At 69.2% G+C, this 13,560-nt stretch carries 12 protein-coding genes and 1 pseudogene; 10 read left to right on the top strand and 3 right to left on the bottom strand.

The window, feature by feature from the left end; all coding sequences use genetic code 11:
• Positions 1-87: 87 nt before the first annotated feature.
• The 5 genes from rph to OEIGOIKO_RS00420 all read left to right on the top strand — a co-directional run bounded on the left by rph (position 88) and on the right by OEIGOIKO_RS00420 (position 5,217).
• Positions 88-2,775: a rifamycin-inactivating phosphotransferase gene (rph, locus tag OEIGOIKO_RS00440; RefSeq protein ID WP_125050707.1), complete on the top strand. Its 2,688-nt coding sequence runs from the start codon at positions 88-90 to the stop codon at positions 2,773-2,775.
• Between the two features lie 143 nt (positions 2,776-2,918).
• The gene (locus OEIGOIKO_RS00435; protein ID WP_125050705.1) at positions 2,919-3,176 is read left to right on the top strand and encodes a YlcI/YnfO family protein; all 258 of its coding nucleotides are present in this window, start codon (positions 2,919-2,921) and stop codon (positions 3,174-3,176) included.
• 1 nt (position 3,177) lies between these two features.
• The gene (locus OEIGOIKO_RS00430; protein ID WP_125050703.1) at positions 3,178-3,549 is read left to right on the top strand and encodes a toxin Doc; all 372 of its coding nucleotides are present in this window, start codon (positions 3,178-3,180) and stop codon (positions 3,547-3,549) included.
• Between the two features lie 338 nt (positions 3,550-3,887).
• Positions 3,888-4,130, top strand: a complete 243-nt coding sequence (locus OEIGOIKO_RS00425; RefSeq protein ID WP_125050701.1) for a hypothetical protein — start codon at positions 3,888-3,890, stop codon at positions 4,128-4,130.
• Entirely contained in the window at positions 4,123-5,217 is a 1,095-nt protein-coding gene (locus tag OEIGOIKO_RS00420) for a response regulator (protein WP_125050699.1), read from the top strand. The genes OEIGOIKO_RS00425 and OEIGOIKO_RS00420 overlap by 8 nt, the downstream gene beginning before the upstream one ends.
• Here the strand turns inward: OEIGOIKO_RS00420 and OEIGOIKO_RS00415 are convergent.
• Positions 5,211-5,978, bottom strand: coding sequence for a helix-turn-helix domain-containing protein (locus OEIGOIKO_RS00415; RefSeq protein WP_125050697.1), 768 nt, complete (start codon positions 5,976-5,978; stop codon positions 5,211-5,213). The two genes, OEIGOIKO_RS00420 and OEIGOIKO_RS00415, sit on opposite strands and share 7 nt — an antisense overlap.
• 537 nt (positions 5,979-6,515) lie before the next feature.
• On the opposite strand from OEIGOIKO_RS00415, the gene OEIGOIKO_RS42260 reads away from it, so the two are divergent.
• The 3 genes from OEIGOIKO_RS42260 (at position 6,516) to OEIGOIKO_RS00400 (ending at position 8,796) form a co-directional block, all read left to right on the top strand.
• Positions 6,516-6,770, top strand: a complete 255-nt coding sequence (locus tag OEIGOIKO_RS42260; RefSeq protein WP_218039962.1) for an O-methyltransferase — start codon at positions 6,516-6,518, stop codon at positions 6,768-6,770.
• A 269-nt stretch (positions 6,771-7,039) separates the two neighbouring features.
• Positions 7,040-7,804, top strand: coding sequence for an SDR family NAD(P)-dependent oxidoreductase (locus OEIGOIKO_RS00405; RefSeq protein WP_125050695.1), 765 nt, complete (start codon positions 7,040-7,042; stop codon positions 7,802-7,804).
• A 191-nt stretch (positions 7,805-7,995) separates the two neighbouring features.
• Positions 7,996-8,796 (top strand): hypothetical protein, encoded by an 801-nt coding sequence (locus tag OEIGOIKO_RS00400; RefSeq protein WP_125050693.1) that lies wholly within the window; start codon positions 7,996-7,998, stop codon positions 8,794-8,796.
• 189 nt (positions 8,797-8,985) lie between these two features.
• Here the strand turns inward: OEIGOIKO_RS00400 and OEIGOIKO_RS00395 are convergent, their stop codons facing one another.
• Entirely contained in the window at positions 8,986-10,923 is a 1,938-nt protein-coding gene (locus OEIGOIKO_RS00395) for a hypothetical protein (protein WP_246177093.1), read from the bottom strand.
• Between the two features lie 666 nt (positions 10,924-11,589).
• Between OEIGOIKO_RS00395 and OEIGOIKO_RS00390 the strand changes: the two genes are divergently transcribed.
• The gene (locus tag OEIGOIKO_RS00390) at positions 11,590-12,168 is read left to right on the top strand and encodes a TetR/AcrR family transcriptional regulator (protein WP_170251448.1); all 579 of its coding nucleotides are present in this window, start codon (positions 11,590-11,592) and stop codon (positions 12,166-12,168) included.
• A gap of 392 nt (positions 12,169-12,560) precedes the next feature.
• Here OEIGOIKO_RS00390 and OEIGOIKO_RS00375 read toward each other — a convergent pair.
• Positions 12,561-12,936, bottom strand: a pseudogene (locus tag OEIGOIKO_RS00375) (hypothetical protein).
• A gap of 290 nt (positions 12,937-13,226) precedes the next feature.
• Here OEIGOIKO_RS00375 and OEIGOIKO_RS00370 point away from each other — a divergent pair.
• A complete protein-coding gene (locus OEIGOIKO_RS00370) occupies positions 13,227-13,442 on the top strand; it encodes a hypothetical protein (RefSeq protein WP_125050689.1) in 216 nt (71 codons plus the stop codon).
• The last annotated feature ends 118 nt before the right edge of the window (positions 13,443-13,560 follow it).

Here is a 13,560-nt window from a genome sequence, read left to right as displayed (position 1 = left end):
ACGCGGTGACGTCGGACCAGGGGCGGAGTCGGTGCGGGGACCAGCCGGCGCAGTGCAAGGGAACATGACTGCCCCGGAGGCAACGCGATGACCGAGCAGTACGTGTGGGACCTGAAAGAGATCGACGAGACGCAGGTCGCGGTCGTGGGCGGCAAGGCCGCGCACCTGGGCGCGCTGTCGCGCATCGACGGCGTCCGCGTCCCGGCGGGCTTCTGTGTGACGACGGACGCCTTCCGGCGGATCATGGCCGGAGCGCCGTCACTCGACGAGCGGCTCGATCAGCTGTCGCGCGTGGACCCGGACGACCGGGAGACGATCCGTACGCTCAGCGCGGAGATCCGCCGGACCGTCGAAGAGATCGCCGTCCCGGACGATCTCGCGGCGGCGATCACCCGCCCCCTCGCCCAGCTCGGCGAGCAGACCGCGTACGCCGTCCGGTCCAGCGCGACGGCGGAGGACCTGCCGACGGCCTCCTTCGCCGGCCAGCAGGACACGTACCTGAACGTGGTGGGGCCCACGGCGGTCCTCCAGCACGTCAGCCGGTGCTGGGCCTCACTGTTCACCGAGCGGGCCGTGACCTACCGCCGTCGGAACGGCATCGACCACCGTACGGTCCACATGGCCGTGGTCGTGCAGCAGATGGTCTTCCCGGATGCGTCCGGCATCCTGTTCACGGCCGATCCCGTCACCGGCAACCGGAAGGTCGCCACCGTGGACGCCGGCTTCGGCCTCGGCGAGGCACTGGTCTCCGGCCTGGTGAACCCGGACGTCTTCAAGGTGCGGGACGGCGAGGTCGTCGCCAGGGAGATCGCCGCCAAGGAACGTGCCGTCCAGGCCCTGGCGGCCGGCGGCACGCGGGAAGTGGCGATCGAGGCGCAGCGGCAGGCACAACCCGCGCTGACGGATGCGCAGGCCGTACGGCTCGTTCAGCTCGGGCGGCGGATCGAAGCGCATTTCGGCCGCCCGCAGGACATCGAATGGTGCCTGGCCGACGACGGCTTCCAGATCGTGCAGAGCCGGCCGGTCACGACGCTGTTCCCCGTTCCGGAGACGGACGACGCGGAGAACCACGTCTATGTCTCCGTCGGGCATCAGCAGATGATGACGGATCCCATGAAGCCCCTGGGCCTCTCCACCTGGCAGCTGACGGCGATGGCACCGATGCACACGGCCGGCGGCAGGCTGTTCGTCGACGTCACCCGGCGCCTGGCCTCGCCCGCGAGCCGCGCCGGACTCCTGGACCTCATCGGCAAGGGCGATCCGCTGACCAGGGACGCCTTGGAGACCGTCCTCGACCGCGACGGTTTCGTCCCGTCGCTCCCGGACGCGGCCCCCGGCAAGCCGCCGGCCGGCGGTGCGCCCGCCCCGATCGCGACCGATCCGGCCGTCGTCACCGAGCTGATCGAGCGCAGCCAGGCATCCGTCGCCGCCCTGGAACGCGACATCCGGACGAAGACCGGACCGGCGCTCTTCGACTTTCTGCTGGAGGCCTTCGAGGAGCACAAACGAGTCCTCGGCGACCCCGTGAGCATGCAGGTGATCATGGCGGGGATGGAGGCCACCTGGTGGCTCAACGACAAGCTGTACGCGTGGCTGGGCGAGAAGAACGTGGCTGACACGCTGACGCTGTCCGCCCCCGACAACATCACGTCGGAGATGGGACTGGCACTGCTCGACGTCGCGGATGTCATCCGCCCGTATCCGGAGGTGGTGACGTTCCTGCAGGCAGTGCAGGAGGGCGGGGCCAGGGACGAGGGTGTCCGGGGCGGGGGTGCCCGGCACGACGACGTCCGGCAAGAGGGTGTCAGTCACGAGGGTGTCAGTCAGGAGGGCTTCCTGGACGAGCTGGCGAAACTCGCGGGCGGGCCCGAAGCGCGCGACGCCATCGAGGCCTACCTCGACCGCTACGGCATGCGCTGCGTCGGCGAGATCGACATCACCAGGCCACGCTGGCGCGAGCGCCCCACCACACTCGTTCCCGTGATCCTCGACAACGTCAGGAACTTCGGGCCGGGCGCCGCCGAGCGCCGTTTCGAGGAAGGGCGGCAGAAGGCGCTGAAGAAGGAACAGGACGTACTGGCACGCCTGCGGGCCCTGCCGGACGGGGACCGGAAGGCCGACGAGACCAAGCGGATGATCGACCGGGTCCGCACCTTCATCGGGTACCGGGAGTACCCGAAGTACGGCATCATCAGCCGCTACTTCGTCTACAAGCAGGCCCTGTCGGGGGAGGCGGAGCGCCTTGTGCGGGCCGGGGTGCTGACTGAGCGGGAGGATGTCTTCCACCTCACGTTCCAGGAGTTCCACGATGTCGTGCGCTCGCACCGGGTGGACGACCAGCTCATCCGGGAGCGCAAGGAAGCCTTCCGCTCGTACCAGGCGCTCACACCGCCCCGGGTGCTCACCTCGGACGGTGAGGCGGTCAACGGGGCGTACCGGCGCGACGACGTGCCGGCCGGCGCCCTGACCGGCCTCCCGGTCTCCGCCGGAACCGTCGAGGGGAGGGCCCGCGTCGTCCTCGACATGGCGGACGCCGATCTCGAAGCGGGCGACATCCTGGTCACGGCCTTCACCGACCCCAGCTGGTCGCCGCTGTTCGTCGGCATCGCGGGCCTGGTGACGGAGGTGGGCGGCCTGATGACCCATGGCGCGGTGATCGCCAGGGAGTACGGCTTGCCGGCCGTCGTGGGCGTGGCGCAGGCCACCCGGCTGATCAGGGACGGACAGCGGATCCGTGTGCACGGAACCGACGGGTACGTCGAGATCCTGTCCTGACGACCGAGCACACGGAGAAGCCTCGTGCGCGGCCTCTGCCCGAACAGCGCCAAGGCTGTGCGGCGCACAACGCCGACATGGTGGGTTCCGCTGGTTCCCCTGGTTCCACTCCTCCGCTGTACGCCCTGCTGTACGGTCGGGGTATGTCGAAGCCAGTGACCATCCGGGTCCCCGAAGAACTGCACGCCCAGTTGCAGGAGCGGGCCGAGGCCGAAGGCACCACGGTGACCGCGCTGATCACCGAGGCCGCGCGCAACGCGGTCCGCGACCCCCGCCTCGAAAGCGCCGCGGACCTCTTCCGGCAGTTCGTCGCCCAGAACGCCGACGCATTCGACGCGGCCTTCCCGGACGACGCCCCCGCCGGCCTGGACGCTGCCGATTCTCCGGGGCGGGCGGCCTGAGGTGGAGCTGCACATCGACCTCCGCTGGCTGCTCGAACGCCAGGCGGAGGTGTTGCCCAAGCACCCCTCGGTCCACGACTTCTCCAGCCTCGTGGCGGCGGTCGCGCGTCATCGCGTCAACACTCCGCAGGTCGGCGTCGCCGTCGACAGTGCCTGGCGCGCGGCTGCCCTCATGCACACCATCATCCGGCTGCGTCCGCTCCCGGCCCGCAACGCCCTGTACGGCGCCGCCGTCGCCGTGTCGTACATGGACGCCGCGGGGGAGGGGATCGACCCGCCGTACGGCGCACTGATCGACCTCGCCCGTGACCTGCACGCCGGTCACATCGACGGCTACGACGCGGCCGACCGCATCCGCTCCTGGCGGATCTGACCACCGGGCATGCCGCTACGGCGCCTGCACCACCGGCAGCGCCGTCCGGCGCTTCGGTACCCGAAGCGCTGCCGGGCGCATTCAGTGCCCCGGTGCCGCCTGGCACCGTCGGCCACCGTGTTGCCGCAACACCGCCCACCGCACCAGGCATGACCTGCGCTCCGCGGTGTTGCGGGCGGTCCGGCGCAGGCAGCAACAGCGCTGGAATGTTGCCGGTTCTTCGATTACCTGGCGCAACGGATCCGCCTGGCGCCAAGGTGTGGCTCGTCACACGGCGGGCCCAACCGGGGCGCGCTGTCCCAGCCGGTTTCCGGCAGGGGAGAGGAAGGGCCGGTTCGATGGATCGTTCGCTTGTGTCGGTGAGGGCGGCGCTGGTGTTGTTGCTGGCGGCGCTGGCCGGTGTGTGCGTCGGCCTGCTGTCGGTGACGGCGGGCAACGGGACGATGGGCGGTGTGCTCGCCGGTATCGCCGCTGCTGGTGGGGCGATACCGGTGGTCAACCAGGTGATCGCCCCGGACACCGCCCGCGGCAGGTCGGCCGTGCGCGAGGCGCGTGCGAAGGGCGGGAGTGCCCGTGGGTGAGCTGCGTCCTCTCGCCGAGGGGCTGACACCGGAGTCACGTGCGCTGGCGATGGCGCTGCGGGAGCTGTTCGAGAGCATGGGCGTCTCGGTCCGCCGCTACGCGGCCCGCCGCGTACGCGATGCCGGTACGTTCTCCCGTTACCTCAACGGCACCCGCGTCCCGCCGTGGGAGGTGGTGATGGACCTGTTCACCGACGTCGCCGAACACCGCGGCATGGCCGCCACCCCGGAGGCCATCGACCTGGTGCGCCGTCTGCACCGGGCAGCCGTCGAGACCAGCGCCTCGCCCCGCCACGCCGTGGAGGTACTTGAGCAGCAGCTCGCCGAAGCCGACCGCGTCTCCCGCCGTTCCACCGCCCGCGGCGACGCGCTGGACGACGCGTTGCTGGACCGTAAACACCGGATCGCCGACCTGGAGGTGCGCCTGCACCAGTTGGAGGCGGAGTGGAACGCGGAACGGGAACGGGCCGAACGCCTGGCCGCGGCCAGCCCGGACGTCACCGATCTGCTGCGTGAACGTGAGCAGCTGCAGGACGAGGTCACCCGCCTGGCCGCCCAGCTCGGCGAGGCGCAGCAACGCCGGGACGAAGCCGAACAGCGCTGCACCCTGCTGGAACGGCAGCTGGAGGCGGTCGAACAGGTCCAGGCCGTCGCCGCGATGACCCCCGCGGCCCCGCAGGCCATGCCCAAGGTCCTCGTCGTCGACGACCAGCCGGACAATCTGCTGGCCATGACCGCCGTCCTGTCCACCCTCGACCAGGAACTGGTCGTCGCCTCCTCCGGCCGCGAAGCACTCAAAGCCCTCCTCGACCAGGACGACTTCGCCGTGATCATCATGGACGTCCAGATGCCGGACATGGACGGTTACGAGACCGCCGCCCACATCAAACGACGTCCCCGCACCCGCGACGTGCCCATCATCTTCCTCACGGCCATGGGCACCGACCCCGAACACTCCGCTCGGGGCTACGCCGCCGGCGCCGTCGACTACATCGGCAAGCCCTTCGACCCCTGGGTCCTGCGGGCCAAGGTCGCGGTCTTCACCGGCATCTATCTCGAACAGCGCCGCCTCGCCGGAGCTCAGTGACCGCCTGGCACAGGTGGTGTGCCAGCCTCTCGGACAGGCGTCATCTCCCCGTTCTCCAACGGCAGCCAAGCGCTCGGGGTCTGGCCGGTGACACGGGCGAACGCATCGCTGAACGCGCCGGGTTTGCGGTACCCGACTGCACGGGCGGTAGCTCCGACGGACGCGCCGCGGGCGAGGTGGGTCAGGGCTGCGCGCATGCGGGCGTGGGTGCGCCAGCGGGCGAACGTCATACCGGTCTCGTTCGAGAACAACCGGGTGAGGGTCCGCACGCCCGCGCCGACTTCGTGGCCCCAGGCGGCGAGGTCGCGCCCGTCGGCCGGATTCGCGATCAGCGCATCGGCGATGGTCCGTATGCGGGGGTCGGCGGGCAGCGGCACGTGAAGATGGGTGCCGGCAGTGGGTTCGAGCAGGTCGAGCAGGAGTGCTTCGACGCTGGTCCGCGTGGAGCCGGGACGTGGATTGCGGTCCAGGTGGACGATCAGCTCACGTACCAGGGGAGTGATGACGATGCCGACGGGCTCGGCCCAGGCGACCGGACAGCGGGCGGTGTCGACGGCGACGGTGCAGGAGTTCCCGGCGTGGAGCACGTCCACGGCGTGCGGTGTGCCGGCGGGCAGCCAGAGCGCATGGGCCGGCGGCACGAGCCAGTCCCGGGTGTCGGCGCGCACCGTGACGGTCGCGCTCGTCGCCCACACGATCAGATGGTGGGGATGGCGGTGGTGGGTCAACCGGGTGCCCTGGTCGACCTGCGCGCGGGTCACGACCGGCAACGGGAGGCTTCCGGCCGTGGCGTCCGTTGAGCGGTCAGCGTCCACAAGTCCCCTCTCGCAGCGGGAAACGTGGCCGTTTCACGGTCATGGTTGGCCACCTGCCGCCCGCCGGCCACATTAGCCTGACGTTACTGGCCACCCGGCCCAGGCGCCCGGCAAGCACCCGGGTTCCTGGGCACGCCCACGCATTTTCTTGCCACACCCGTGCAGCTCCTTGCCCTACCTGAGCAGCTCCTTGCCATACCCGAGCAGCTCCTTGGCGCGCCAGCCCAACTCCTTGGCACCCCCCCTCCAGATCCATAGCACCTCCCCCCAGATCCTTGGCACACCCGTGCAGAGAGGACATCCGCTCATGCCCGAGAACGCCCACCATCCCCTCCGCGACGCCGCTGTGAATGGCGTGATCGGCAGGTTTGCGCCGGCGCGGCAGTTTTCGCCCGACGCCCCCGCGCCCGGCTGGAGCACGATCCGCACGGATACAGCGAGTACGGCTTCTCGATCTCCCCCGAGCAAGGTGACTCGTTCTACTTGCTGTGCCGTGTCCTGCGCGCCACACGGGTCGTGGAATGCGCGACGTCGGTCGGTACGTCGACGCTTTACGCGCCCGTCGCCGTACGCGACAACGGGGGTGGCACGGTCATCGGATCGGAGATCGTACCCGCCAAGGTCGCCACCGCCGAGTGCAACCTCGCCACCGCCGGGCTCTCCGCGTACGTGGACATCCGTGCAGGTGATGCGCGCACCACCCGGCGCGATCTCGGCGGCCGGTCGACTTCGCCCTGATCGACGACTGGCTCGGGACCGAGTCCTCGCTCGCCCGCCAAGTCATCGAACTCGTCGCACCAACTACGCGACGGCGTCGGCGGTTACGTCCTGAACGACAATGCCGAGCCCGACTTCCTGGACTGCATCCGCGACCCGGCCAACGGGTTCCTGTCGGTGCCCCTGCCCCTGCACGGCGGCACCGAACTCTGCGTCGAAGTGAACGCGTCGCCGAAAGCTATTGACCAGCCAAGCTCTTGACCGCCACCACGATCGATCGAGGAGCGCAGATGACCAAGCTCAGCGGAAAGGTCGCCCTGGTCACCGGCAGCAGCCGGGGCATCGGACGAGGCATCGCCGAACGCCTCGCCAGAGACGGCGCTTTGGTCGCCGTGCACTACGGCAGCAACGGGACGGCGGCCGAGGAAACCGCCGCGGCCATCGCCGAGGCCGGCGGCCGGGCCTTCACCGTAGGCGCCGAGCTGGGCGTTCCCGGCGACGTGGACACACTCATGACCGGGCTGGAGACCGGACTGCGCGCTCACGGGGAATCGACGCTCGACATCCTGGTGCACAACGCGGGGCTCAACTTCATGGGGCGGCCGATCGAGGTGCTCACCCCCGAGGAGTTCGACCAGATGGTCGCCGTCAACGTCAAGGCACCGTTCTTCCTCACTCAGCGGCTGCTGCCACGGCTGCGCGACGGCGGCCGGATCGTCAACATCTCCTCCGTCTCCACCCGTCTCGCCTCGGACCACGGTATCGGCTATCCGCTCACCAAGGGCGCGCTCGACGTGTTCAGCCACACCCTGGCCAAGCACCTCGGCCCGCGCGGCATCACCGTCAACTCCGTCGTGGTCGGATTCACCCGCACCGACATGACTGCCCAAGTGCTGTCCGACCCGGCGACGCTGGAGCGCAACGTCAGCCGCACCGCCCTCGGCCGGATCGGCCAAGTCCGGGACGTCGCCGACGCGGTCGCCTTTCTGGCCTCCGACGACGCCCGGTGGATCACCGGCACAAAGGTCGACGTCACCGGCGGCGTCAACCTGTAGCAACGCTCGACGGGGCTTTTCGCGCACCTGGCAGACACGTACGTCCATCCACCAGGAGCCCGGGACAGCCCTCCGTCCGAGCTCCAGAACAGAGCCCGCCGAGATCCGAGGTGCGCACGGTGGGATCCCAACGGTGCGGAAGACGCGTACGGTGACTGGATCACTGTCAGGCACCGACCGAAGGACACCAGGTGACTTCTAGCGTCGAAACATCCGCCCTCCAGCAGGCCATCAACGACCTCGAACGCCAGTTGCCGGAACTGTCCGCACGTGAGGAGTCGCTGCGCAAGGAACTCCAGGAGGCCGAGCAGCGCCTGTCAGCGGCGCGGCAGGCCCTCCAGCACCTGCGGGTACTGACTGGCACCATCCCGCCCGGGCCCGCCACGACATTGGTGGGCGGGAAGCAGCCGGAACCGGAACCGGCCGGCGAAACGCCCGAGGCGGACTCGCAGGCACAGCCCGAGGCGCCCGCTCCGGCCGGCGAAGCCGCCGCCACGGTGCCCCAGCCTCGTACTCCCGCCAAGAAGGCTGCCGGAAAGGCTCCCCGGGCCGCCGCTGCCGGCAAGAAGCCGGCCGCTGACAAGGCCGGGGAGGCTGCGAAGAAGCCGGCCGCTGACAAGGCCGGGGAGACTGCGAAGAAGCCGGCCACGGACAAGGCCGGGGAAGCTGCGAAGAAGCCGGCCACGGACAAGGCCGAGGTAGCTGCGAAGAAGACGAGCACATCCAAGTCGACGGCAAAGAAGAAGGCCCCGGCCGGTTCGCGCGCGGCTGCCCCGGCGGCCGAGGAGCCCGCGAAGGTGGCTTCGCCGCTCCTGACCGCGGCTCTCACCGTCCTGCAGAAGCACGGAGCCGCGATGCGCCCCGCCGAGATCAACACCGCGCTGGGCCGGGAAGACACCGCCGGCCAGCGCGAATCGCTGCGCAACACCCTGGAACGCGCCGTCAAGGCAGGTCAGCTGAAGCGTCCGGGGCGCGGCCAGTACTCGGTCTGAGCGGTCAGGGTGGTCCCTTAACTCTCCTGACCACCCATCGACCATGGTGGGGGCCTTCACCCGGTGGACCGGTGTGAAGGCCCCAGGCCCGGCAGCACCCACCCGGGGACTCGCGGGCTCGGCCTGCCGCGCCACAACGCCGGAAACAACTGGAGGGGACAGCCCGAGGGGAGAGGGGAGGGGAGCGGGTCATGCACGAGCGACGTCGACGACCGCGGTCTCGCCCGGCGGCACCCATACGTTCACGCAGGTATGAACGTTCCCGTGAAGGGTCCTCCGCTCGGTCTCGTACGGCCTGCCGTCGGTCCTGACGGCGTGATGGTCGCCCGGGAAGCGGGCCTGCCACGCATACACCGTCGAGGTGCCGTTGGTGAGTGTGGACCGGTGGGTGCCGTCGTGCCGCAGGTCGAAGTAGGCCCCGCCGACGGGGATCCTGTCGATTCGTACCCAGTCGATGCCGCGAGGCAGGTGCGAGCGGGTGGTCACCCTGCTGCGCGGGGCGTCCGGGCAAAAACCCATCAGTCCCTCGACGGCCTGTGAGACGAGGGTGAACGCGACTTCCGGGTAGTCGCCGTTGAGGCCCTGCGCAGCGACGGGGTGGCGGTCGTTGCGGTGGTCGTAGACATAGCGCATCCACTTCCACGCCTGCCGGTCGCGGTCGTTGGCGAAGAAGGTGTCGGGCAGATACGTGATGGCCTCGATGTTCACCGGCTTCCCCACCCCTTCGGCCATCTCGTCGATGTAGTCGAGGTAGGCGTCGTTGCGCGGCCCGGGCAGCAGGAGGCGCTTCATGGGCATGAACCAGCTGTTCTCCCTGCCCCATCCGGACAGCGGGGCACCGGAGAGGGAGTAGGCACGTGTCATCGCGGCCCCCTGGTTCGCCACCCAGCCACGATGGAAGTACCTGCGCAGTTCCGCGGCCCGGCCGGCGTACCGGGCCGCCTGCTCCTCATCACCCCGGGCCGACGCGAGGGCGGAGGCGGCCAGGTAGGCCCGGTACTGGGAGGCGAACGCGTCACCGGCCTCCACCAGTTGCTCGCCGCCGCTCTCGTTGTAGCTGGCCGACCCTTCGAAAATGCCTTGCCCCGTGCCCTCGGCGACGCCGTTGGGTTTGAGCCGGTCGTGCTCTTCGACGAATTCCGTGGTGGCATGACGGCAGAAGTCCCACATGGCGTCGTCGACGTAGAAGGCGTCGCCGCTCCACCGGTAGGCCTGTTCCGCCTTCTCCACCAGCTCGAAGGGCGCCGGCACCTCGCGCACGAACGAGTCGACGCCGCGGTAGTCGATGCTCAGATACGTCCGGGCGTCGAAGTTGAACGACCACACGGGGTAGTACGCGTGTGCGGCGACTGCCGAGGCAGCGAAAGAGCCCAGCATGGTCTTGTTCTCTTCGCTCAGCCCCAGGATCTGGGCTCCGACGACCTGATGAGCGGTGTCGCGCGCGTAGTAGCCGCTCCGGTGCGCGTAGCCGGCCCAGTACGACGGGGCATAGGCTGCGGCCCCGGTCCCGCTGGGATGCCTCTCGTCCACGTTGAGGGGCCCGACGGTACCGGCCAGATGAACCCAGCTGTTGGCCTTGCGCTTGGCCCACTCGAACATCTCCACCAGCAAGGGTTCCGAGGAAGTGACCCGAGGATCGGCCGGGGCCGCAGGGGAGAGCATGACGTCGTCGACGTCGACCCAGGCGCCACTGGCACTGTCACCGTCACCGTCACCGGAAGCGAACGTGATCTCCATCCGGTCCCCTTTTCTCAGGGCGACCCGTGAGACGGTGTGGCGGGAGTAGAAGGAGCGGTTCGCGACGGCGACCTCACCGGCCGGCGCGCCGTTGACCCGTACGAGAAACGCGCCACCCGGCCCGCCCGCGGCGATCCACGCGGACACGTCGTACGTGCCCTTCCCGGTCGCGGTCACCACCTGCCTCACCTGTCGCCCCCGTCCGGCGTCCAGGCGGGCGTGGGAACCTCCGGTATGCGGATGTCCGGTGGCGACACCGGTGCCGTCATCCCACACCCACCCCTCCCTGCCCTGCTCGAACCCGGGGTTGGCCACCGCCAAGAACGACGGGCCGACGTAGGGATCGTTGCGTAATGACACGAGCGAACCGTCCTCTCGTTCGGTGGACACGGCCCACCGTGCTTCCGGCACCGTGTGCCGTGCGCGGCGTGCGAAGGCGGGCCACCACCAGGGTCGTAGTGACAAGGGGTGTGCACAAGATGCTGGGGCCGCTGGAGGGCACGTCGGGCTGGAGGCTCACGAGGGGGAAGTGCTCGATGCCCGGAGGAGCCTGGAAGTGCCGAGTGGCGTAGGCCTGTTCGGCCTCCACGGTCTTCCCGTTGGACTCCGATGCAAGCAGCATGAGTCACTCATGTCCTGGACTCGCCGCAAGATCAACGAAGAAGCAACAACTGCACGGAATGCCTACAGATCCCATAACCCCTGCAGAACCCATAAAACCTACGATATCTACGGCGCCTATGACGCCTATAACACCTATGACGCCTATGGCGTCTATGCGGCGGATCTCGGTGGGGGCTGGGACAGGCGGCGAGACCCGCCCCGGCCCATGCGCAGCGCCCGCCGGGTGTCAGTGTCAGTCTTCGCCACGTATGCGTCCATTGGTGCTGCCTGGGTTTGGAACCGGCGGAGCCGTTTCGGCACAATGGCAGCGGCAGGCGAGCGGCCCCAATCATGCTGGCGCATGACGGCGGGTACGGGCATGGATCTGCGCCCTCGTCCCAGAGTGCTCCACTGTTCAACTAAAGTGAAGTATTCGCTAGGACGGGGGACATCGTGCAGGACCGGGCAGTCACCACACGGCAGACCATCCTGACCACAGCCGCCGAGGTCATCATCGAGCGCGGCTACGGCGGAGCGTCCATCTCGCAGATCACCGCCCGGGCGGGCGTCGCCGCGGGAGCGGTGTACTTCCACTTCCGCAGCAAGGAAGGCATCGCCCACGCGCTGCTCGGCGTCGACCTCCTGGAGGGCCTGCCCCCGCGCCGCGGCCCGGCCCTACAGTATTGGAGCGATCTCGCGCTACTGATGGCCCAGCGCCTCGACACCGACCCGAAAGTCCGGGCCGCGCCGTACCTGGCCGCACTCGCCGACAACCATGACGGCTGGACTTCCCCCTGGCCCGCCTGGCGAGCCACGGTCGCCCGACCGCTGCACGCAGCCGAGAGGGAAGGCGAGCTCCAGTCGCACGTACAGCCCGAGGCCGTCGCCGAACTGCTGATCAGCGCATGGGCCGGAATGGCCGGCCACCGCACCCCCGGTACGGCCCAGGCACAGATGCGCACGTTCCTCGACTGCTGCCTGCCCGGCATCGCCATGCCTGCGGTCGCGGCCCGACCGGAACAGCACCTCTGATCCGAAGCAGCACCTCTGATCTGGAACGGCACATCTGGGCCGTGGTTCGAAGGTAGATCCTTAACGATGAATGATTCCGGATCATGGGGCGGGGAGATCTCGCGGACGAGCAGTGGGCGGCGCTGAAGCCGTAGTTGTCGAAGGGGAGAAAGGCGGGACGGCCGCTCGTCTGGCCTGGGCACCAGCTGATCGACGGCGTATGGTTCCGGGTCGGCCCGCATCGCGTGCGGGCCGACCCGGCGTACGCCTCCCGCAAGAACCGCGCCTGCCTGCGCCGCCGGGGCCCGCTGCACCACCCCGGCCAAGGCCGGCCAGGCGCGCGCCCGCCAGAAGTTCGGCTCCCAGGGTCCTCATCGCGGCCATCGCCGAGTGGCTGTGACCGGCACCCGTCGCTAGAGCTCGTAGTCCTGGGCCAGTCTTTCCCAGTGAATGCTGTGAAGCGCGAGGTCGGTGTCTTCGTCCGACGGGACATTCAAGACGGTCTGGAACCAGATCACGGTGAGGGCGGAGCGGTGCAGTACTTGGTCGAGCTCAGGGGCGACCGCTGCCGAGCGGAAGGCGCCGACGCAGGCCACGGAAGGCAGCACCTCGACGGGGCCAAAGGTGCGCCGGCGGTCTGGTCCGGGTACTCGCGCGGGTGGGGGAGAGCCAGGTGGACCGGCACGGAAGGAAACGGACGTTCGCCTGCCGCTGGAGGCCGTTGACTGTCATGTCGTTGATGGGCTTGCGCGGGTAGCCCTCCAGCGTCCCTCCGCAGGTCGAAGGCATGCGCAGCTCGTCGAGCCCGATCAAACGGCCGGACGGGAGGACTATGTGGCTCAGCGCCCAGTGCTCAGCGACATGACGACAACACCCTATACGCACTAGTCACTTCCGATACGCGCTCTAACGGACGACGAACGACTTCCCCTGCCTTGGTCACCGTCAGCTCCGCCAGTCGGCGGCGAAGCTCAATGGGCGGGTACCTCACGAGCCTGGGCCGCCGGTTGGGGATCGCACAACGCTCACTAAGCTAAGACGTTGACCACGCATACGTCACATCTGGAGGAGTGCCGAACATGCTGAGCTGGGTCAAGGAGGGCCTCGGTGAACTGGCTACGGCACTCCTCGGAATTCTCGTGTTCTTGTGGTGGGTCGGCGGTCCGGGTGTGACCGCCATTGTCTGGAGCGAGGGGGAGAGTCGCCTCGCGCTCCAGTTTCTGGCGGCCTGGGCAGTTGTCACCGCACTGTATTTCGTCGCGTCCTGGCTGATCCGCCGCGCCCGGCGCGCTTGAACTCCTGCTTGGTCTGCGTCCGGCCCCGTAACCCCAACGCTGTCAGTGTGAGCATCGCGTGCGGGGGAGCAGGAGGAGGACGCGTCGGCTGAACGATCCGTATGCCGTCCCGGTCGCC

The organism is Streptomyces paromomycinus (assembly GCF_003865155.1).
Taxonomy (GTDB): Bacteria; Actinomycetota; Actinomycetes; order Streptomycetales; family Streptomycetaceae; genus Streptomyces; species Streptomyces chrestomyceticus.
Note: the sequence above shows the minus strand (reverse complement) of the source record. Positions and strands in the feature narration are given on the sequence as shown.